This is a genomic window from Streptomyces sp. NPDC037013, from assembly GCF_055607265.1.
The window spans coordinates 314,001-332,739 of the sequence record NZ_JBVJRV010000009.1 but is presented as its reverse complement, the minus strand read 5'-3'; the positions used below and the strand labels follow the sequence as shown (position 1 = coordinate 332,739).

17 protein-coding genes are annotated in these 18,739 nt (G+C 70.7%); 6 read left to right on the top strand and 11 right to left on the bottom strand.

Translation table 11 applies throughout. From position 1 onward, the window contains the following. Positions 1-93: 93 nt before the first annotated feature. The 11 genes from ACZ7DY_RS32115 to ACZ7DY_RS32065 form a co-directional block, all read right to left on the bottom strand. On the bottom strand, positions 94-1,374 hold the full coding sequence (locus tag ACZ7DY_RS32115) for an FAD-dependent oxidoreductase (RefSeq protein ID WP_471141627.1): 1,281 nt from the start codon (positions 1,372-1,374) through the stop codon (positions 94-96). Further along, on the bottom strand, positions 1,371-3,134 hold the full coding sequence (locus ACZ7DY_RS32110) for an AMP-binding protein (protein ID WP_471141624.1): 1,764 nt from the start codon (positions 3,132-3,134) through the stop codon (positions 1,371-1,373). Before ACZ7DY_RS32110 ends, ACZ7DY_RS32115 begins: the two co-directional genes overlap by 4 nt. Before the next feature lie 108 nt (positions 3,135-3,242). Then, positions 3,243-4,718: an aminotransferase class III-fold pyridoxal phosphate-dependent enzyme gene (locus ACZ7DY_RS32105; RefSeq protein ID WP_471141622.1), complete on the bottom strand. Its 1,476-nt coding sequence runs from the start codon at positions 4,716-4,718 to the stop codon at positions 3,243-3,245. Beyond that, complete coding sequence (locus ACZ7DY_RS32100) at positions 4,715-5,647, bottom strand: methyltransferase domain-containing protein (protein ID WP_471141620.1); 933 nt, start codon at positions 5,645-5,647, stop codon at positions 4,715-4,717. The genes ACZ7DY_RS32105 and ACZ7DY_RS32100 overlap by 4 nt, the downstream gene beginning before the upstream one ends. 61 nt (positions 5,648-5,708) lie before the next feature. Then, positions 5,709-6,770 (bottom strand): type III polyketide synthase, encoded by a 1,062-nt coding sequence (locus tag ACZ7DY_RS32095; protein WP_471141617.1) that lies wholly within the window; start codon positions 6,768-6,770, stop codon positions 5,709-5,711. After that, complete coding sequence (locus ACZ7DY_RS32090) at positions 6,770-7,249, bottom strand: SRPBCC family protein (RefSeq protein ID WP_471141614.1); 480 nt, start codon at positions 7,247-7,249, stop codon at positions 6,770-6,772. Before ACZ7DY_RS32090 ends, ACZ7DY_RS32095 begins: the two co-directional genes overlap by 1 nt. Continuing rightward, positions 7,249-8,049, bottom strand: coding sequence for a bifunctional 2-polyprenyl-6-hydroxyphenol methylase/3-demethylubiquinol 3-O-methyltransferase UbiG (ubiG, locus tag ACZ7DY_RS32085; RefSeq protein ID WP_471141611.1), 801 nt, complete (start codon positions 8,047-8,049; stop codon positions 7,249-7,251). The genes ACZ7DY_RS32090 and ubiG overlap by 1 nt, the downstream gene beginning before the upstream one ends. Then, complete coding sequence (locus tag ACZ7DY_RS32080) at positions 8,050-9,237, bottom strand: acyl-CoA dehydrogenase family protein (protein WP_471141609.1); 1,188 nt, start codon at positions 9,235-9,237, stop codon at positions 8,050-8,052. Further along, a complete protein-coding gene (locus ACZ7DY_RS32075; protein ID WP_471141606.1) occupies positions 9,230-11,002 on the bottom strand; it encodes a class I adenylate-forming enzyme family protein in 1,773 nt (590 codons plus the stop codon). The genes ACZ7DY_RS32080 and ACZ7DY_RS32075 overlap by 8 nt, the downstream gene beginning before the upstream one ends. After that, a complete protein-coding gene (locus ACZ7DY_RS32070; RefSeq protein ID WP_471141603.1) occupies positions 10,999-12,177 on the bottom strand; it encodes an acyl-CoA dehydrogenase family protein in 1,179 nt (392 codons plus the stop codon). The genes ACZ7DY_RS32075 and ACZ7DY_RS32070 overlap by 4 nt, the downstream gene beginning before the upstream one ends. Before the next feature lie 5 nt (positions 12,178-12,182). After that, positions 12,183-12,470 carry an acyl carrier protein gene (locus ACZ7DY_RS32065; RefSeq protein WP_471141601.1) on the bottom strand — a complete coding sequence of 96 codons (288 nt, stop codon included), beginning with the start codon at positions 12,468-12,470 and terminating at the stop codon, positions 12,183-12,185. Positions 12,471-12,969: 499 nt separating this feature from the next. Between ACZ7DY_RS32065 and ACZ7DY_RS32060 the strand changes: the two genes are divergently transcribed. The 6 genes from ACZ7DY_RS32060 (at position 12,970) to ACZ7DY_RS32035 (ending at position 18,733) form a co-directional block, all read left to right on the top strand. Continuing rightward, positions 12,970-13,929 (top strand): NAD-dependent epimerase/dehydratase family protein, encoded by a 960-nt coding sequence (locus ACZ7DY_RS32060; protein ID WP_471141599.1) that lies wholly within the window; start codon positions 12,970-12,972, stop codon positions 13,927-13,929. Positions 13,930-13,941: 12 nt separating this feature from the next. Then, positions 13,942-14,436 carry a flavin reductase family protein gene (locus ACZ7DY_RS32055; protein ID WP_471141597.1) on the top strand — a complete coding sequence of 165 codons (495 nt, stop codon included), beginning with the start codon at positions 13,942-13,944 and terminating at the stop codon, positions 14,434-14,436. A gap of 144 nt (positions 14,437-14,580) precedes the next feature. Beyond that, complete coding sequence (locus ACZ7DY_RS32050) at positions 14,581-15,357, top strand: AfsR/SARP family transcriptional regulator (RefSeq protein ID WP_471141594.1); 777 nt, start codon at positions 14,581-14,583, stop codon at positions 15,355-15,357. Positions 15,358-15,613: 256 nt separating this feature from the next. Continuing rightward, entirely contained in the window at positions 15,614-16,879 is a 1,266-nt protein-coding gene (locus tag ACZ7DY_RS32045) for a sugar ABC transporter substrate-binding protein (protein ID WP_471141592.1), read from the top strand. Positions 16,880-16,946: 67 nt separating this feature from the next. Beyond that, complete coding sequence (locus ACZ7DY_RS32040) at positions 16,947-17,906, top strand: carbohydrate ABC transporter permease (protein WP_471141934.1); 960 nt, start codon at positions 16,947-16,949, stop codon at positions 17,904-17,906. Further along, a complete protein-coding gene (locus ACZ7DY_RS32035; protein WP_471141590.1) occupies positions 17,903-18,733 on the top strand; it encodes a carbohydrate ABC transporter permease in 831 nt (276 codons plus the stop codon). The genes ACZ7DY_RS32040 and ACZ7DY_RS32035 overlap by 4 nt, the downstream gene beginning before the upstream one ends. Positions 18,734-18,739: the final 6 nt, after the last annotated feature.

The window sequence follows — 18,739 nt, the reverse complement described above, 5'->3', positions numbered from 1 at the left end:
AACGGCCCCTTCATTCGGTGAGGTTGGTGTGGCCTCTGATTCTGGGAGAAGCTGCGACCGCGGGGGTGCCGAAGATCGGAAGCGGGCGGGATCTCATGCCCCCGTGCGCAGAAACGACCGGCAGTCCTCCAGCGCCCGCCGCACGCTCGCCCCGACGGCGTCCAGCAGGATGCCCTCGTCACCGACCCAGTCGCCCGCGACGAAGACGCCCGGCACCGACGTCACAGGACCGGGTCTGCCCGGCAGTCCGCCCGTCGACGGCTGGGGCAGCGCGCCCATGGTCCGCATCCGCGGCATGAAGCGCTCCTCCAGCAGATGGCGCCGCCACCCCGGCTGGGCCACGTCGAGCAGCTGCTCCAGCTCCTTGCGGTTGTCCGCGGCGCTGCGCGGCGTGCCGTCGTCGAAGCGGGACAGGTGCAGGACGGCACCCTGCGGGTGGGCGGTCCGGGCCCCGGCCGGCTCCGCGCCCAGGTACACGGGCGTGTCCACGCCGTACACCAACGAGACGCCGGGGACGGGGAGTTGGTCGAGGACCACGTCGAGGCAGGCCGTGGAGAGGCCGGGGCCCGTCGCGGGCTCCGCCGCGCCCAGCAGCCGGGCCGTGCCCGAGGGGGTCAGGCCCGCCACGAACGCGGCGTCCCACGTCTCCTCGCTCTCCTCGCCGCCCTCGACGGAGCGCACCCGCGGGCCCCGGTCCGAGGCCGTCACCGCGACGGCGCGCACGCCGGTGCGGATCCGCACCCCCAGCCGACGGGCCAGCAGGAGCAGGGCGTTGACCACCGACTGCCAGCCGCCGTCCACGTAGAGCACGCCGCTGCGCGCCCCGGCCACCCGGCCCGCAAGCGCGTCCGCGCTCAGCAGAGCGGGCGAACCGGAGTACGACATCATCCGCAGCAGCGCGAAGACGGTCTCGGCCGCCCGCTCGGTCGGCAGGGCCCGCTCCAGCCACTGCTCACCGGTGAGCGGGGCCAGAGCGGGCGTCGCGCGCGCCAGCCCCATCAGCCGTACCACCGCGAGCCGCTCCCGCACCGAAAGCAGCGGCGTCGTCAACAGCCCCTGAGGGGTGGCGTATCCGGGGACGAGGTCGCCCTGCCGGAGCGCAAGCGCCTCACCCATCGCCGGAGTGACGCCCCGCGGGCGCACCCCGAGAGATCGCAGCATCCGCCAGGCGGGACCCTTGTACAGGGCGCGCGGCCCCATGGTGACGGGGTGCTCCCCGAGCGCCGGGCCGCGGGCCCGGCCGCCGGGGTGCTGCGACGACTCCAGGACGGTGACCTGCCACCCGGCGCGGGCGGCGGCGCACGCCGCCATGAGCCCGGCCGCGCCGCCGCCCACCACCACGACGCGGTGGGCGGCGCCGGACCGGGCGCTCACACCGGGTCCAGCCGGCCGGCCGCCGCGAGCGCGGTGATCCGCACCCGCTGCAGCTTTCCGCTCGGCGTCTTGGGCAGCCTGCCGCGCGGCAGCAGGTGGACCCGGTCGGGCCGCAGCCCGGTACGCGCGGCCACCGCGCGCTCGACGTCCAGGGCGAGGGCGCGGCTGCGGTCCGGGTCGTGGGCCGCGGCGCTCTCCGCCACCAGCAGGAGGGACTCGGTGCCCTTCTCCGGGTGGGGCACGCCGATCGCGGCCACGCCGCCCCTGCGGATGCCCGGCACCTCGGCGGCGGCGGCCTCCAGGGAGTACGGCAGGTAGTTCCGGCCGCCGATGATGATGAGGTCCTTGACGCGGCCGGTCACGAAGAGGTCGCCGTCGGCGTAGAAGCCGAGGTCGCCGATGTCCAGGCCGTCCTCGCGCAGCGACGGGTCGCCGGCGCCGTCCGCGGTCAGGTACCGCTCGGTGAGCGAGGGACCGCTGATGATCAGCCGGCCCTGGCGCCGCTCGGGCAGCTCGTTGCCGTCCGCGTCCTCCACCCGTACGCCGTAGCCGGGCAGCGGCCGCCCCACGGCGGTCACCTCCTGGGCGTCCGGGTCGCCGGGCTCCGCGGCCACCACGGTGCCCGTCTCGGCGAGCGCGCTGCGGCTGATGTGCAGCACGCGGGGGAGCTGACCCGGCTCGGACAGGGTGACGGCGATGCCGATCTCCGCCATGCCGTAGCAGGGCTGCATGGCCTCGGCGGCGAAGCCGAGCGGGCCCATCCGCCGCTGCCACAGCTCCAGCGTGGCCGAGCTGACGGCCTCCGCGCCGTTGAACGCCACCCGCCAGGAGCTCAGGTCGAGACCGGCCAGGCCCTCGTCCTTGGCGCGCGCCGCGCACAGGTGGAAGGCGAAGTTCGGCGCCGGGGAGAGCGTGCCCCGGAACCGGCTGATCGCCTGGAGCCACAGCTCCGGACGGAAGGCGAAGGCGAGGGGCGGCATCAGGACGACGGGGATCTGGTGCAGGAAGGTCGAGAAGACCGTGCCGACCAGGCCCATGTCGTGGTGCAGGGGCAGCCAGCCGACCATCACGTCGCTCTGCCGGTACGGCACGTGCCGCGCGATGGCGGAGACGTTGGCGTACAGCTGCCGGTGGGTGATCACCACGGCCTTGGCGTCGCCCGTGGTCCCCGAGGTGAACTGCAGGTACGCGGGGGAGTCGGCGCTCACGGCGGCGGGCCGGCGGTCCGCGGCGCCGGCCGCGGCATCGCCGTAGGGCGGCTTGAGCACCGGCACACCGAGGTCGGCGCAGGTGCTCTCCACCGTCGGCGAGGTCTCGGGCCCGGACACCAGCGCGCGGGGTGCGGCCACCGCGGTCATGTGCCGGAAGCGCTCGCCCCACACGGCGCCGCGCGCCTCGTTGAGCGGGGGCTCGACGATGAACGGCACCGCCCCCGTCAGCATGGAGCCGAACAGGGCGGCGATCAGGTCGGGGCCGGTGTCCGCGCAGAGCGCGACCGTGTCCCCGGCGGTGACGCCCAGCTCCTGGAGGGCGTCGGCGGCGGCGCAGGCCCGGTCCCACAGGTCGGCCGCGGTCAGCCGGGTGAGCACGCCGTTGCGGTCGTGGACGTAGGTGACGACGCCGTCGGGCTCGCGCTCGCGGCGCCCGGCGAGCGCGGCGCCGACGGTGTCCTCGGGGACGAGCCGGGCGAGCGGGCCGCCCGGCTGCCAGTCTGCTCGGTCGGGGTGCACCGACCGCTCGGTCAGCGGTGGACTTGCCATCAGTGTCTCCGTTCTCGGCGCGTACGCGCGGGGCGTGACCGGCACCGGGGGCGCCGGCGCCCCGCGCGTACGCGTGGTGAGAGTCCGTCAGTTCGCGGGGCGCGGCCGTCAGCCCGGCAGGACGAAGGGGAAGTCGTGCTCCTTCAGCTCCAGGGCGCTGTCGACGACCGCCGTGCAGACGGCGTCGATGTCCTCGTCGCTGTGGGCGTCGCCGGTGAACAGCATCGGCAGGCTGAGCGTGTAGATGCCCCGCCGGCGCAGCATCAGGGTCAGCAGGAACAGGCCGATCGGGTTGACCGCGGCCGTGAAGTCCCGGTAGTCCCGGTAGCTCTCCTGCTCGAGGAAGGCGAAGGAGCCGATGAAGTCGCCGAAGCCGAGCAGGCGCAGCGGGATCCCGTGCTCATCGCGCAGCGCGGCGAGCCGGTCGCGGATCACACCGACCTTGGCGCGGGTGCGGTCGTAGTAGGCGTCGCCCTTGTCGCGCAGCAGGCTGAGCGAGGCGTACGAGGCGCACAGCGACAGGTAGTTGCCCGCGTGCGTGGTCTGGACGCTGCTCTTGCGGCCGAGGTCCGTGAGGGCCATGCCGCTCGACTGCACCGTTTCGAGCAGGTCGGCCCGGCCGCCCACCGCGGAGAGCGGCAGACCGAGACCGGAGATGACCTTGCCGTAGCAGTACAGGTCCGCCTCGATGCCGTACGCCTTGGCGGCGCCGCCGGGACCGCAGCGGAAGCCCGTGAGGACCTCGTCGAGGATGAATGGGATGCCGAGCCTGCGGGCCTCCTCCGCGGTCCCCTTGATCAGCGGGACGGTGTGCTCCTCGAAGGGGAACGAGGAGGAGACGGCCTCGCCGAGGACGCACGCCAGGTCGTCCCGGTAGCGGTGCAGCAGCTTCGTGGCGGCCTCGAGGTCGTTCGGCAGCACCAGCAGGTCGCGCGGGTCGGCCTCGTGGACGCCCGCGAGCGCGGACTGGCGGCCCACGCCGTCCGGGCCCACCTCGGGCAGCGGGTTGGTGGGGTGGCCGTGGTACCAGAAGGCCGTGTTGTGCGCGGCGAGGTCGTGCACGCCGTGCAGGGAGCCCTCGAACTTCGCCACCATGCGCTTGCCGGTGCGCGCCCGGGCCATCCGGATCGCCGCCGCGGTGGCGTCGGTGCCGGAGTTGAGGAAGGCGTACTTCTCGATGTGCGGCATGAACGAGCCGAGCAGCTCGATGAGTTCGAGCTCGATCGCCTGGAAGTAGCCGTTGCCCGTGCCGGTGCCCATCCGGTCGCGGACGAACTCCACCACCGACGGTGGGTTGTGGCCGTGCAGCGCCTGGGCGCCGAAGCCCAGGTGCGTGTCGATGTACGTGTTGCCGTCCGCGTCGGTGACCTTGGAGCCCTCGGCCCTGCGCATGGAGACCGGCATCGGCGGCGCGTGGAAGGGCCAGAAGGCGTGGTTGGTGACGTCACGGGCGCGGAGCTTCTCGACCAGCCGGCTGGACTCGGCCTGGCGCTCGCTCAGCTCGGTGAAGAGCTCCACGACCCAGGACTGGGTGAGCAGATCGGCGACCAGGTCCTGCACGGTGGGGGTGGCGGGGGCACTCATGCCAGGTCCTTCCGGGACGCGACGGTGTCATCGGCGGGGCGGGTGGCGGTGAAGACGCCGTAGCGCATGACCCCGCGGTCGTACGCCTGGCGCATCAGCGGCACCGAGTTGAGGAAGCGGAAGACGTCGACGCCCTTGGCGCGCACCAGCTTCCACACATAAGAGGGGTCGCGGACCACGGGCTTGACGATGTCGGTCGACAGCTTCCAGGTGTCGCGGACCTCCGTCGTCCAGTCCGCCGAGGTGACGCCGGTGAGACCGACCTCGTCGCAGAGCTGCTCGTAGCGGCGCAGCGGCAGGACGTGGGAGACGGCGAAGTCGCGGTAGATGCGGTGCAGGAGCCGGACCTCGGCGGGGTTCAGGGACTCGTCCCTGGCGCACCAGGTGGCGACCACGAGCCGCCCGCCGGGCTTGAGGACCCGCTTGCACTCCTGGAGGAACTCCTTCTTGTCGTACATGAGTTCACAGCTCTCGAGCGCCCAGACGACGTCGAACGTGCCGTCCTCGTACTCGGTCTTCATGGCGTCCATGTAGCGCAGCGTGACCAGGTCGCCGACGCCGGCCTCCGCGGCCTTCTCGGTGCCGCGGCGGACCTGCTCGGTGCTGAGCGTGATGGCGTCCACGCGGCAGTCGAGGTTCTTGGCGAGCCGGATCGCCGAGGCCCCGACGCCGCACCCGGCGTCCAGGACCCGGGCGCCCCGGGGGATGTCGGCGAGAGCGATCAGCTCGTCGGCGAGGCGGTCCTGCGCCACGTGCCGGCCCGGGTCGGGTTCGCCCTGGGCCCAGTACCCGTGGTGGATGTGCTCGCCCCACAGGTCCTCGTACAGCTCGATCAGACCGTCGTAGTGGTCCTTGATGGCATGGTGCAGGGCGGGCAGGTCGCGGGTCGGTTCGAGGCCCGCCGGTGTGCTGGATGCGTGCGTTGTCATCAGTACGGCTCCGTAAAGAGGGATCTGCTCGGGCGAACGGCGATCGGCGGTACCGCGCCGCTCAGAAGCGCACCAGGGCCGACTCCATGGTCAGACCCGGGCCGAACGCCATCAGGACGCCGAACTCGCCGGGCCGCGGCGTGCGGTCGTGCTCCCCGCCCAGCAGCTGTTCGAGGATGAGCAGGATGGTCGACGACGAGCAGTTGCCACGACTCGCCAGGATGTGCCGGGACGCCGCGAGCTGGGCCTCGCCGAGACCGAGCCGCGCGCCGACCAGTTCGATGATCTTCGGGCCGCCGGGGTGGACGCCCCAGTGCCTGACGTCCTGCCGGGTCAGCCCCATGGGCCGCAGCAGGTTCTCCACGAAGGACTCCACGGCGCCCGAAAGGATCGCCGGGACGTAGGGCGACAGCGTCATGCGGAAGCCGTCGTCCTGCACCCGCCAGGTCATCGCCTCGGAGGTCGCGTAGTGCGTCTCCGTGTGGGTGCGCAGGATCGCCGGGCCCTTGCCGTCGTCCGGGCCGAGCAGCATCGCGGCGGCGCCGTCGGCGAACAGGCCGTGCACCACGACCTGTTCCTTCGTCATCTCGGGCCGCACGTGCAGCGAGCAGACCTCGCAGCAGCTCACGACGGCCAGCTCGTCGGGGCGCGCCGTCACCGAGTCCAGGCCCACCTTGATGGCGTTGAACGCCGCGTAGCAGCCCATGTGACCGACGAAGGTGCGCCGCAGGCTGGCCGGCAGGCCGAACTCCTTGGCGAGGAGCATCTCCGGGGTGGGCCCCGCGTAGCCGGTGCAGCTGGCCATGGTGAAGGAGCCGACGTCGGCGGTGTCGACGCCCTTGAGGACCGAACCGACCGTCTCGGCGCCGAGGGCCAGGACGTTCTCCTCCCAGCCGCGCATCCGCTCCGACATGCTCGGCGCGGTGGGTCCGGCGAAGTACTCCCGGGGGTCCCACGCCATGTGCCGGGTGCGGACCTGCGTGGCCTTGAAGATTTCCTCGGCGTTGGGCACGTCACGGTAGAAGTCGGCGTAGAAGGTCTCGAACAGCTCGTCCTGAGCGAGCGGCAGACCGGGGTGGGCGGTGCTCAGGTTCAGGATCCGGGCGCCCGCGGTGGCGGACATCACGCGGCCTCCGGCCCGTTCCAGGATTCCGCGTGCCGCTTCAGGGCGGCGAGGAACCCTTCCGTCACCTCGTCCATGGAGGACTGGGCGAACGGCTCCACGAGGATGGTCATGACGGGCGCGACGGGCACGTCGATCTCGCTGCGCGTCTCGATCTCCAACTGGGACTCCCCGTCCACGCCGGCGGAGGTGCGGAAGGTGCCCCAGGACTTGAAGGAGTGCTCCCCGTACGGCTCCCAGGTGATCTCGGCCGGGTCGGAGGCGTCGAAGCGGACCTGGTAGCGGGGGGCGAGACTGACGGCGCCGTTGTCGAACTCCTCGAGCTCGTAGCGGAAGACGCCCTCGCCCTCGTCCTCCAGCTTCACGACGCTCGGCATCAGCGGCCCCGACGCGCCGACGTCGGCGAGGAACGACCGCAGCCGGCCGAGGTCCGCGCGGACCGTGTCGCCGTGCTTGCTCGCTGCGCGTATCCAGACCATCAGTGTCCTCCCGTTGTGGTGCGGTTCTCGTGGAGCGGGCCCGCCTTGACGGCGTGCCCGATGTAGCTGTTGGACAGGTCGGTGCCGATGGTGAAGCCGCCGAGCCCGCGGCCGCGCAGCAGCGACAGCAGCACGCCCGGCACCGGCAGCGCCGGCACCATGCCCGCCAGCGAGGCGGGCCGCAGCCCGCAGGCCTCGAACTTCCGGCGCAGCGCCGCGGGCCGGATGAACATCCGCCAGACGTGGGTCCCCGGGTGCACCACCTTCAGCAGGCGCTGCGCCAGCAGGATCGAGACCACGTAGCTGCGCGCGGTGCGGTTGATGGTGTCGAAGAGCACCGTGCCGCCCGGGCGCAGCACCCGGTGGATCTCGGTGAGCGCCTGCTCCAGGTCGTCGAGGTGCTCGAAGATGTCGGAGGCGCTCACCGCGTCGAAGGAGGCGTCCGGGAACGGCAGCGCGTACGCGGAGCCGCTGCGGTATTCGACCTCCACGCCGTGCCGCTTCGCGTGGGCCCTGGCCACCGCGAGGGACGGCTCGGAGATGTCGACCCCCGTCACGCGGTACCCGCGGCGGGCGAGGCCCTCGCTGAGGAGCCCGCCGCCGCAGCCGAGGTCGAGCACGCGCAGCTCCCGCGGCGCCCGGTCCGGGTAGTGGCGGCCCAGCGTCTCGTGGAAGTGGCCGAGCCGTACGGGGTTCATCTCGTGCAGGGCCCGAAACGGTCCCTCACTGTCCCACCAGGCCTCGCCGACCTCGTCGTAGTACTCGTTGTCGATGACCGGGGCGGAGGTGACGGCGCCCATTTACACCCACCTCGGCGTGGCGAGCGGGTCGATGCCGAGGGCCGTCTTGCCGATGTACTCGCGGCACAGGTCGTTGGTGAGCGGCAGCAGCGGGCCGGCCTTGATGTCGCGCCAGATCTGCCCGATGCGGCCGCCCTTGCGGATGCCGCTGCCGCCGATGACCTCGAAGGCGGTGGCGACGACGTGCTCCGCCTCGTTGGTGATGAAGTACTTCGGCACACAGGTGTCCGCGACGAACGCGGGCAGGTCGTCGCCCGGGTCGACGTGCTCGGTGGCGTACTCGTGGAGGAGCGCCTCCATGGTGGCGAGCGAGGAGCGCATCTTGGCGACGGCGAACTGGATGCCGGGCAGCTTCGCCAGGTCGCCCACCGCGTTGTTGGAGCGGCCGACGGTGGTCTGCACGGCGATCTCGTACGCCCGCTGGGCCAGTCCGAGGAAGACGGCGGTGAAGCAGTAACTGCCCCACTGCTGGCGCGACATGACGTACAGCGGCGTGAGGCCCTCGGGCAGCAGCATGTCGTCCTGCGACACCCGCACCCCTTCGATGGCGAGGGAGTGCGAGCCCGTCATCGGCATCGCGAAGCCCGTCCACGGGAACTTGACGTTGATCTTGTCGGTGTCGGCGGTGGGCACCAGGAACGCGGCCAGGTTGAACGGCGGCTCCAGGTGGTCGTCGTCGAGCCCGGCGGTGATCACCATGTGCGTGGCGGCCTCGCACCCGGTCGAGAAGTGCTTGATCCCGTCGATGAGGAACTCGTCGCCGTCGCGCTTGGCCGTCGTCGAGGGCAGCACCCAGTTGCTGCCGGAGTTCTCGTCGGTGAACGGGCCCACCACGAAGGCGCCGTCGAGCAGCGCGGCGCTGAGCCGGGCGCTGACGTCGGAGTCGACCTCGCCGCGCAGCGAGCCGGTGAGCACCGCGTGGATGGAGAGGGTGAACGCGGTCGAGCCGCACCCCTTGGCGATGGTCCTGAGGATCTCCACGTTCTCGGCGAGCGTGCCCTCGAACCCGCCGTGCTTGGCGGGGACGTTCATGGCCGTGATGCCGGACGCCACCAGATCCTTGATGTTGTCGGCGACGAAGGAGCCGCTCTCGTAGTTGGCGAGGCTGCGCTCCTCGAAGGTGCCGGCCAGCTCCCGGGCGGCCGTGCGCAGCCGCTCCCACTCCGCCTCGCGCGACTGTTCAGTCATCGGTGCTGTTCCCTTTCTCTGTGGACGTGAGCCCGTCCTCGGTGGACGTGAGCTCGCGCAGCCGGCGCTTGAGGACCTTGCCGGTGACGCCGATGGGGATCTGTTCGAGGGCGACCACCCGGACCGCGGAGAGTGCCGGTCCGTCACCCGTGCCGCCCGCGAGGGCGAGCAGTTCCTTCTCCAGGACGAGCCGGTCCGACGCGTCGAGGGCCGCCAGGTCGGCCTCGGTGAGGACGCCCTTGGGGGCCACCCAGGCCTCCGCCCGCCCGATCCCGGTCCGCGGGTCGGTGGCGGCGGAGAAGACCGCGGCCTCCATGGCGCGGGGGTGGGCCAAAAGCCGCTCCTCGACGGGGAGGGTGTGCAGGACGCCCGCCTCGGTGTGGACCGAGTCCGCCTCCCGGTCGAGGAAGACCAGCCGGCCCTTGCCGTCGATGCGGCCGACGTCGCCGCCCCACCACCAGCCGTCGATACGGGACTCGGCCCACCGGGTGTGGTCGTCCCAGTACCCGTCGAAGTGGGACGAGCTGCGCACCAGGATGCGTCCCGGCGCGCCGGCCGGCACCGGCTGCCACCGCTCGTCGACGATGCGCACACCGAACTGCGTGGGCATCGGCTTGCCCTGGACACCCGGCTCGGGCACGTCACCGGGGAGCCAGACCTGCATGATCCCGCCCGCGCCGATCTCCGTGGAGCCGTACGAGTCGAGGAAGACCGAGCCCCGCGGCCGGCCCGGCAGCCGCAGCGAACCGTGCCGGGTCAGCGCGGCGATGTGCGCGGCGTGCGCCTTGTCGGCGCCGACGGCCCACACCTTCATGGAGCTGAGGTCGTAGGCGTCCAGGTCCTCGCCGGCCATCCGCATGTAGAGGTGCGGGAAGGCCATGACGCAGCTGATGCGCTCCTCCTCGATCTTGCGCAGCGCTGCGCGGGGGTCGTACAGCGACGCCGTGCTCACCCGCGTCCCGCACAGCAGCACGGCCGTGCCGAGGGCGAAGGCGATCTGGTGCGAGAAGGGCACGCCGAGCATGGCCCGCGAACCGCTGGTCACCGGCAGGACCGGCATCATCGGCTTCCAGATGCGGTACGTGTTGCGGCGGCTCCAGATGCACAGCTTCGGCGACCCGGTGGTCCCCGAGGTGTGGAACAGCGCCACCGGCGTGTCCTTGCCGATCCGGCGCCGCGGCGGGGCCGTGGCGGGGGCCGCGGTGACGGCGCCGACGAAGTCGACGACGCCCTCACGCCCGGCCCACCAGGCACCGTCGTCCGTGCCGACGGCGAGCACCGTGGTGCCCTCCTCCAGCATGCGGCCCACGTGCTCGGCACCGCCGGACGCCCCGAGCGTCGCCGTGTCGGAGAGCAGGAAGCGCGCCCCGGCCCGCTCGGCCACGGCCTTCGCGTACGCCCAGCCCGTGCCGGCGCTGACGCTGACCGGTACGGCGCCCGCCGCGATCGCCGAGTAGAGGTACAGCAGGTAGTCGGGGTGGTCCCGCTTGACGATGACCACGCGGGTGTTGGTGGTGACACCGGCGGCCCGCAGCGCGTTGGCCATCTTGTGGCCCAGGTCCCGAAGGTGACGGCCCGTCAGTTCGCTGACGCCGAACCCCGGATACTCCAGCGGGGTGGGCGGCACGAGCAGCGGGCGGTCGCCGTGGTCGGCGGCGAGCGTCTCGTAGATCCGCGTGATGTCGAAGGTGAGCAGATTGCGCAGCCGGGCGAGCGACGCAGGCAGGGCCGGCCGTACCGGGGTGCGCCGCGCCGACGGGCTCACCCGCCCCACCGGGGTTCGTCGAGGACCGGCACACCGAGGGCCTGCTTGCCCGACCACTCCGCGGTGAGGTCCGCGTTGGGCGGCACCAGGAGCCCGGCCACCACGTCGCGGTACATGCGCTGCAGCGGGTTGCGCGAGCTCAGCGCCGAGCCGCCCTGCACCTGGAGCGCCAGCGTGACGACCTCGTGGGCCAGCTTGCAGACGGCGTTCTTCATCACGCTCATCTCGATGTAGTGGCCCAGCGGGTCCACGTCCACCGAGTGGTCGGCCCGGACGGCCGAGTACAGGTGCGCACGGGCCGCGGCGAGCTTCGTCGCCATGTCCGCCACGCGGAACTGCACGCCCGGCAGATGGGCGATGGTGCGGTCGAGCACCGCGAGCTTGCGCTCCCGCTGGGCGGCGGTGACGTAGTCGAGCGCGGCCTGGGCGGTGCCGAGGAAGACGGAGGCGAAGCTGCACCACGCCCAGTGCACGCCGCGCATGAACATCAGCGGCAACTGGCCCGCGTCACCGACCAGATAGCGGCTGTCGGCGAAGAGGTCCTTCAGTTCGAGGGCGTGGCTGCCGGTGGCGCGCATGCCGGCCGCGTCCCACTCCGCGGTGACCTCCACGCCCTTCTCGGGGCGCGGCAGGAGGAAACCGAGGGGCTTGGGGCGGCCCCGGTCGTCCTTGTCGGCCGCGGAGACGAAGAGGAGCGTCGCGGCGGGGAAACCGGTGAAGAAGCCCTTGCGGCCGTTGAGCAGGTAGCCGCCCTCGACGGGCGTGGCGGCGGTGGTGGGGTGCCACCAGTTGCCGCCGATCCCCGGCTCGCTGAAGCCGCCGGCGATGACGGCGCCGTCCTCGACCACGGCCCGGTACGCCCAGGCGTGCCGGTCCTCCTGGTCCATCGCGGCGATCATGGCGAGGCCGTGGATGTGCATGTTCACGGCGAAGGCGGTCGACGAACAGGCACCGGCCAGGATCTCCTGGGCGCGGCACAGCTCCTCCAGCGTGATGCCCCCGCCGCCGTGTTCCTTGGGAACGGTCAGCGCGGTGTAACCGCTGGAGACCAGCTTGTCGAAGTTCTCGTGCGGGAAGCTGCTGTCGCGGTCGTGCTCCGCGGCGCGGTCGGCCAGTGACGGCGCGAGCTCGCGTGCGATGTCGACAGCGCTCGAACGGACGTGTCCGGCGGTCATGGCTCTCACACCTGCTTCGCATCGGGTCGGGACTCGGATTGGCTCGCCAGGGCCGCGACGAGCGAGCCCAGGGAGTCCTTGCCGGGGGCGCTCGCCTCGAACAGCCACGCGTTCATGTCGAACCCGGGGTGTTCGTCGGCGATGCGCGCGGCGAGTTCCACGAGATCCATGGAGTCCAGGCCGAGATCGGCGGCGAGAGAGGCGGCAGGGGTGATGGCTTCGCGTTGCAGGGTCGGTCTGATCGCCTCGATGTGTCCGGTCACGCTCTGCAGCACTTGGTCTTTGGCTGACACACGACCTCCAGGGCTCCGTGTCTCCGTGGGATGTGCAGATGCTGCACCACGCACATCCAGGGCGACTGCAGACTGCTTGTGCGTTCACTGAAGGATCGCTTGAGCAATTCGCGCACCGGTCCGGCGGGCCCGCCGAGGCCGTGCGGTGACTGGTAACCAGGGGGTTCGGGTCCGGCCGCCCAATCCCAAGGATCAAGCCGAAGCCGTTTTTGACGGCTCATCACGCCCGGTCGGGGCCTTGATCCGTCCTTCGCGGCCGCCGGGGAACGCCTCCTCGAGTCTGACTAGGGCCCGCGTGGACTATGGCTGAAACCATGGTCACGAACCTGCGTGCCCGGGGCCGGAGTTGTCTACTGTGAAGCAAATCGGAGGGGCTGTTCGGAGGGTGGGGTCGAAAGGTCGCGACAAGGGCCCGCCCGGCAGCCCGTACGGGGGAGATTCACTCGGGGTGCGGTGACGCTCCCCCGCGCTCCACGCCATCGAAGTCAAGGAGAGAGACATGCGCGTTCTGGTCGCCGGGGCCACTGGTGTCATCGGCCGGCAGCTGACCGGTCTGCTGGCGGACAAGGGCCATGAGGTGATCGCTCTCGCCCGCAACCCCGAGCGCGCCGCCGCCTCGGGCGATGGCGTGCGGGCGGTACGCGCCGACGCGCTGGACGCCAAGGCCCTGTCCGCCGCGGTCGCCCAGGCCGAGCCCGAGGCGGTCGTCAACCTCCTCACCGCGATCCCGAAGAAGGTCGACTCCCGCCGTCTCGACCGGGACTTCGCCGCGACCAACCTCCTGCGCACCCGCGGGACCCGCAACCTCGTCGAGGCCGCCAAGGCGGCGGGCGTCCGGCGGCTGGTGGGCGAGAGCGTCGCCTTCGGCTACCGGCCCGCGCCCGGCGGCGGCCTCAGGGACGAGACGACGCCGCTGTGGTCGGACGGACCCGAGCAGTTCCGTCCCGTGGTCGCGGCGCTCAAGGAGCTGGAGGAGCGCACCGCCGGCGAGGGCGGCACCGTACTGCGTTTCGGTCATCTGTACGGCCCGGGGTCCGCCTTCGACCACGACGGGAACTTCACCCAGCAGGTCCGCAAGCGCATGCTCCCCCTGGTCGGCCAGGGGAACGCCGTCTTCTCCTTCGTCCACGCCAGGGACGCGGCCACCGCCGTCCTCAAGGCCCTGGAGGCGGAGGGGGAGACGGTGCGCGGCGCCACCTACAACATCGTGGACGACGAGCCCGCGCCCGTCTCGACCTGGCTCCCCGAACTCGCCCGCGTCGTCGGCGCGAAGGCCCCGATGCGCGTCCCCGTCTGGCTGGTGCGCCCGATGATCGGCCCGTACGGCGTGGCCTTCATGAACGAACTCCAGGGCGCCGACAACGCCCTGGCCGCCCGCGAGCTCGACTGGAAGCCCTCGTACGGGAGCTGGCGCGAGGGATTCGCCGCCGAACTCGGCGCGAACACACCGAAGCGTTAGGAAGGGCGGCCGATGTTGGAGAAGCATCCTTTCCGCGACATACTCGGTCGGTTCGCGACGGGGGTCGTGCTGCTCACGCTGCAGCCGCCGCGCGGTGTTCCCATGGGCATGGCCGTCAATTCCTTCACATCGGTCTCGCTCGAACCGCCGCTCATATCCCTCTGCGTACGCACGGGATCCCCTACCCTCACCGCCGTCCTGCGGTCCAGAGCATTTGCGGTATCCATACTCGGGGAACAGCACGAGGAACTGTGCCGGTCATTCAGCACCCCGGGAACCGAGCGCTTCTCCGGCCGGGAATGGGCCAGGACCCCGGGCGGCCACCCGGTGCCCGGGGATGCCCTGGCCTGGCTGGACTGCCGGGTCTCGGCCGTGCATCCGGCGGGCGACCACGAACTCGTCATCGCCGAGACCCTGAACGGAGAGGCAGCGGAACGGAATGATCCGCTCGTCTTTCATCGCGGGCGTTTCACGAAACTCGTATGTGAAAGTCCTGTCGGGAATTAGTGCGGGCTCCCTCGTCGGCCCACCACTGCTTGGATCACAGTCGGATTTCTGCTGACGGAACACCTGATCTCTGACAAGATTCAGGGCGCAACGGTCCCACCTCTAGGGGATGAGGGGTGGGCCTGACGAAGGGGTGTTCAGACGATGCAGTTCCAGGTTCTCGGATCGCTGGAAATGAACGACGGGGGTAAGTCCTACACTCCAACCGCACCGAAACAACGTCAATTGCTCGCCCTGCTTCTGCTCAATTCCAACAGGGTCGTTCCCATTCAGACCTGTGTGACGGAGCTCTGGGGCGAGGACCCGCCGGCCGCGGCCCGCGCCACGCTCCAGTCCCACATACTCCAGCTCCGGCACGCCCTCAAGAGCGTGCCCGGCGTGGGCAGCCTGCCCGCCGCCCGGAACATCCTGGAGACCAGGGACGGCGGCTACCTCTTCGTCACCGGTCCGGGTGATGTGGACACCGAGAGGTTCACCGCCCTCGCGCGGGCCGGCAAGGAGCTCCTGAAGTCGGACGACCGCCGCGCCTCCGAGCTGCTGGCCGAGGCCCTGGACCTCTGGCGCGGCCCCGCCCTCGCGGACGTCCGCCACGGCCCGGTGCTGCGCCCGCACATCGTCCAGCTGGAGGAGGAGCGGGTCACCGCGCAGGAACACCGCATCGACGCCGACCTGCGCCTGGGCCGGCACCGCGAACTCATCGGCGAGCTGAGCGCCTTGGCGGTGGAGCACCCCACGCGCGAGCACCTGCACGCCAAGCTGACCCTCGCCCTGTACCGGTCGGGCCGGCGGGTGCAGGCGCTCGACGTGCTGCAGCAGCTGCACCGGGCCCTGCGAAGGGACCTCGGTCTGGAGACCTCGCCCTGGGTGCACAACCTCCACCAGGCCGTCCTGGCCTCGAGCTCCACGATCGACATGCCGTAACCGCGGGGGAGGGTTCCCGATCCGTGCAGGTCGGGACAGATCCACCCGGAACAGCCGCCCCATGCGACGGAAGCGTTGCATGGGGCGCAATGCTATGAGCGTATGTTGCGTCACCCGCAACCCTCATTACGGTTCGGCCGCTTATACCAATGGGTCTAGACCGCCTCGCCCAGGTGTGACCACAATCGCTCCCACCAATCGGAACCTGGAGGGGGCCGGCATGAATCGACGTGTCATCGCCGCTGGTTGTATCGCCATGAGTCTCGGACTGACCGCCACGGCGTGCGGTGGCGATGACGACGACGAAGGCGGCAAGGCCACCGACGGCAAGGGCAAGACCCTCACCGTATGGATCATGGAGGGGACCAACCCCGACGCCCGGCCGTTCTTCGAGGAGGCCGAGAAGGCCTTCACCAAGAAGACCGGCGCCAAGATCAAGGTCGAGTACCAGCAGTGGGCCAGCGCCCAGAAGAAGTTCACGACCGCCATCGAGGGCGGCGCGGACCAGGTGCCCGACGTGGCCGAGGTCGGCACCACCTGGGTGCCGCAGTTCGCCGAGACCGACGCGCTCGTCGACGTCACCGACGAGGTGAAGAAGTCCGGACTCAACGACGACCTCGTCGAGGGCCTGAAGGACGCGGGCACGCTCGACGGCAAGCAGTACGGCATGCCCTGGTACGCGGGCGTGCGCTCCATCGTCTACCGCAAGGACATCTTCGAGAAGCACGGCCTGAAGCCCCCGACCACCTGGAAGGAGCTGCGGGCCACCGCGAAGACGCTGAAGGAGAAGGAGCCGAAGATGGTCTCCTTCCCGGTGGCGGGCGGCGCGGAGATGTTCGCGACCCCCTTCATCTGGGGCGCGGGCGGTGAACTCGCCACCGAGTCCGGCGGCAAGTGGAAGTCCGGCATCAACTCGCCCGAGGCCATCAAGGGCATCGAGTTCTACACGGGCCTCGCCACCAAGGACAAGGTCTCCCCGGCCAAGGTCAACACCTGGACGGAGAAGGAGGTCGGCGACGCCTGGAACAAGGGTGAGATCGCCATGGCCATCGGCGGCAACTGGACCCCGAAGGCCATCGTCGACAACAACCCCGACCTCAAGGGCAAGCTCGGCGCCGTGCCGATCCCCGGCGAGAACGGCGGCATGAGCAAGTCCTTCCTCGGCGGCTCCTACCTGTCCACGTTCAACACGGACAAGAAGGAACTCGCCTGGGAGTTCGTCAAGATGCTGACCACCGGCGAGTTCGCCGCCAAGTGGGCAGAGCAGACGAACTACTTCCCCGGCCAGAACTCCGAGCTGAAGAAGATCGCGGCGAAGAAGGACCCGCTGGTCGAGCCGTTCGCCAAGCAGATGCTCGAGGCCGGCGCGACGGTCCCCAAGACCAAGGCGTACGGCGAGATCCAGGCCTCGAAGGTCATCCCCGGCATGGTCCAGTCGATCCTCACCGGCAAGTCGTCCGTGAAGGAAGCCGCGGACAAGGCGGCCAAGGACATGGACGCGATCTTCGCCAAGGACGAGTAGGAACAGGCGAGTTCCGCACTGTGAAGGACTTACCGTGAAAGACACGCTCGTCAGCGGGGGGCCGAAGATCCCGGCCCCCCGCGCTCCCCGGCAGCCGGACGTCGCGGCCGAGGCGGCCCGCCGCCGCAAGAGACTCATCACCCTCACCCGTCCCTGGCTCCTCCTCGCCCCCGCGCTCGTGGTCCTCGCGGGCCTGCTGCTCTGGCCGCTGATCCAGGTCGGCAAGCTCTCCCTGCAGGACTACAAGGTCAAGTTCGGCGGCGGCGTCGGGACGTTCACCGGCTTCGACCACTACAGCGATCTGCTCTCCAGCTCCCTGCTGTGGAAGACGGTCCTGCCCAACACCGTCTTCTTCGCCACCGCCTGCGTCGGCCTCACCGTCGCGCTCGGCACCCTCGTGGCGCTGCTGCTCAACCGCCTCGGCCCCACCTGGCGGACGATCTGCTCGATCGCGATCCTCGCCGCCTGGGCGATGCCCGCGGTCACGGGCACCTACGTCTGGATCTGGCTCTTCCAGCCCCAGGACGGCATGGCAAGCCAGCTGGCCGGATCGATCGGCCTGATCGACCCCGAGACCACCAACTGGTTCACCGAGCGCGGCCCGTTCTACGCCATCGCCACGCTCAACGTCGTCCACCACGGCTTCCCCTTCGTCGCCATCACCGTCCTCGCGGGACTGATGACGATCCCCAAGGAGCTGTACGAGGCGGGGGAGCTGGACGGGGCCAATGCCTGGCAGCGGTTCTGGAACATCACCGTCCCGACCATCAAGCCGGTCTTCCTGGTCGTGACCATCCTCTCCACCATCTGGGACTTCAAGGTCTTCACCCAGGTCTATCTGCAACCCGGCGGCGACGGCTCCAACGAGGACGTCTACAACCTCGGCGTCTTCTCCTACATCCAGGCCTTCGCCAAGAACGACTACGGCACGGGCGCCGCGGCCGCGGTGCTGCTGACCGTGCTGCTCCTGATCATCACCGTCGTCTACATCCGCACGCTGTTCCGGCAGGGGGAGGAGGACCTGTGACCCGCCGCACCACGCTCGCCTCGCGCGTCGGAGTGCCGGCCGCGGTCGCCGGGCTCCTCGTCTTCACGCTCTTCCCGGTCTACTGGATGATCTCCACGGCGCTCGACCCGAAGGCCGCCCTGCGCGGCTCGGACGTGCTGCCGAGCGGTCTCAGTCTCGAACACTTCGAGTTCGTCTTCGACAAGGGCAACTTCGGCACGTACCTGCTGAACTCGGCGGTCGTCGGCCTCGCCACGATCGTGGCGGCGGCGCTGCTCTCGCTCTTCGCGGCCGTCGCGGTGGCGCGGTTCAAGTTCCGCTTCCGCACCTCCGTGCTGATCATGATCCTGATCGTGCAGATGGTGCCGCTGGAGGCGCTGGTCATCCCGCTCTTCATCCAGATGCGCGACTACGACCTGCTCAACTCCCTGCTCGGGCTGAGCATCGTCTACATCGCGCTTTCACTCCCCTTCGCCATCTGGACGCTGCGCGGCTTCGTCGCCACCGTCCCCAAGGAGGTCGAGGAGGCCGCGTACATCGACGGGGCGTCCTGGTTCCGGATGTTCCGGTCCGTGCTGCTTCCGCTGGTGGCGCCCGGGCTCGTCGCGACCTCGATCTTCGCCTTCATCACGGCGTGGAACGAGTTCGTCTTCGCGTACACCTTCATGAAGGGCAGCGACAAGTACACGGCGGCCGTGGGCATCTACCAGTTCTTCGGTGAGAACTCCACGGCCTGGGGCCCGGTCATGGCCAGCTCCACGCTGGTCACCGTGCCGGTGATGATCTTCTTCGTGATCGTGCACCGCAAGCTCGGCTCGGGCCTGGCGGCGGGCGCCGTGAAGGGCTGAGCGCGC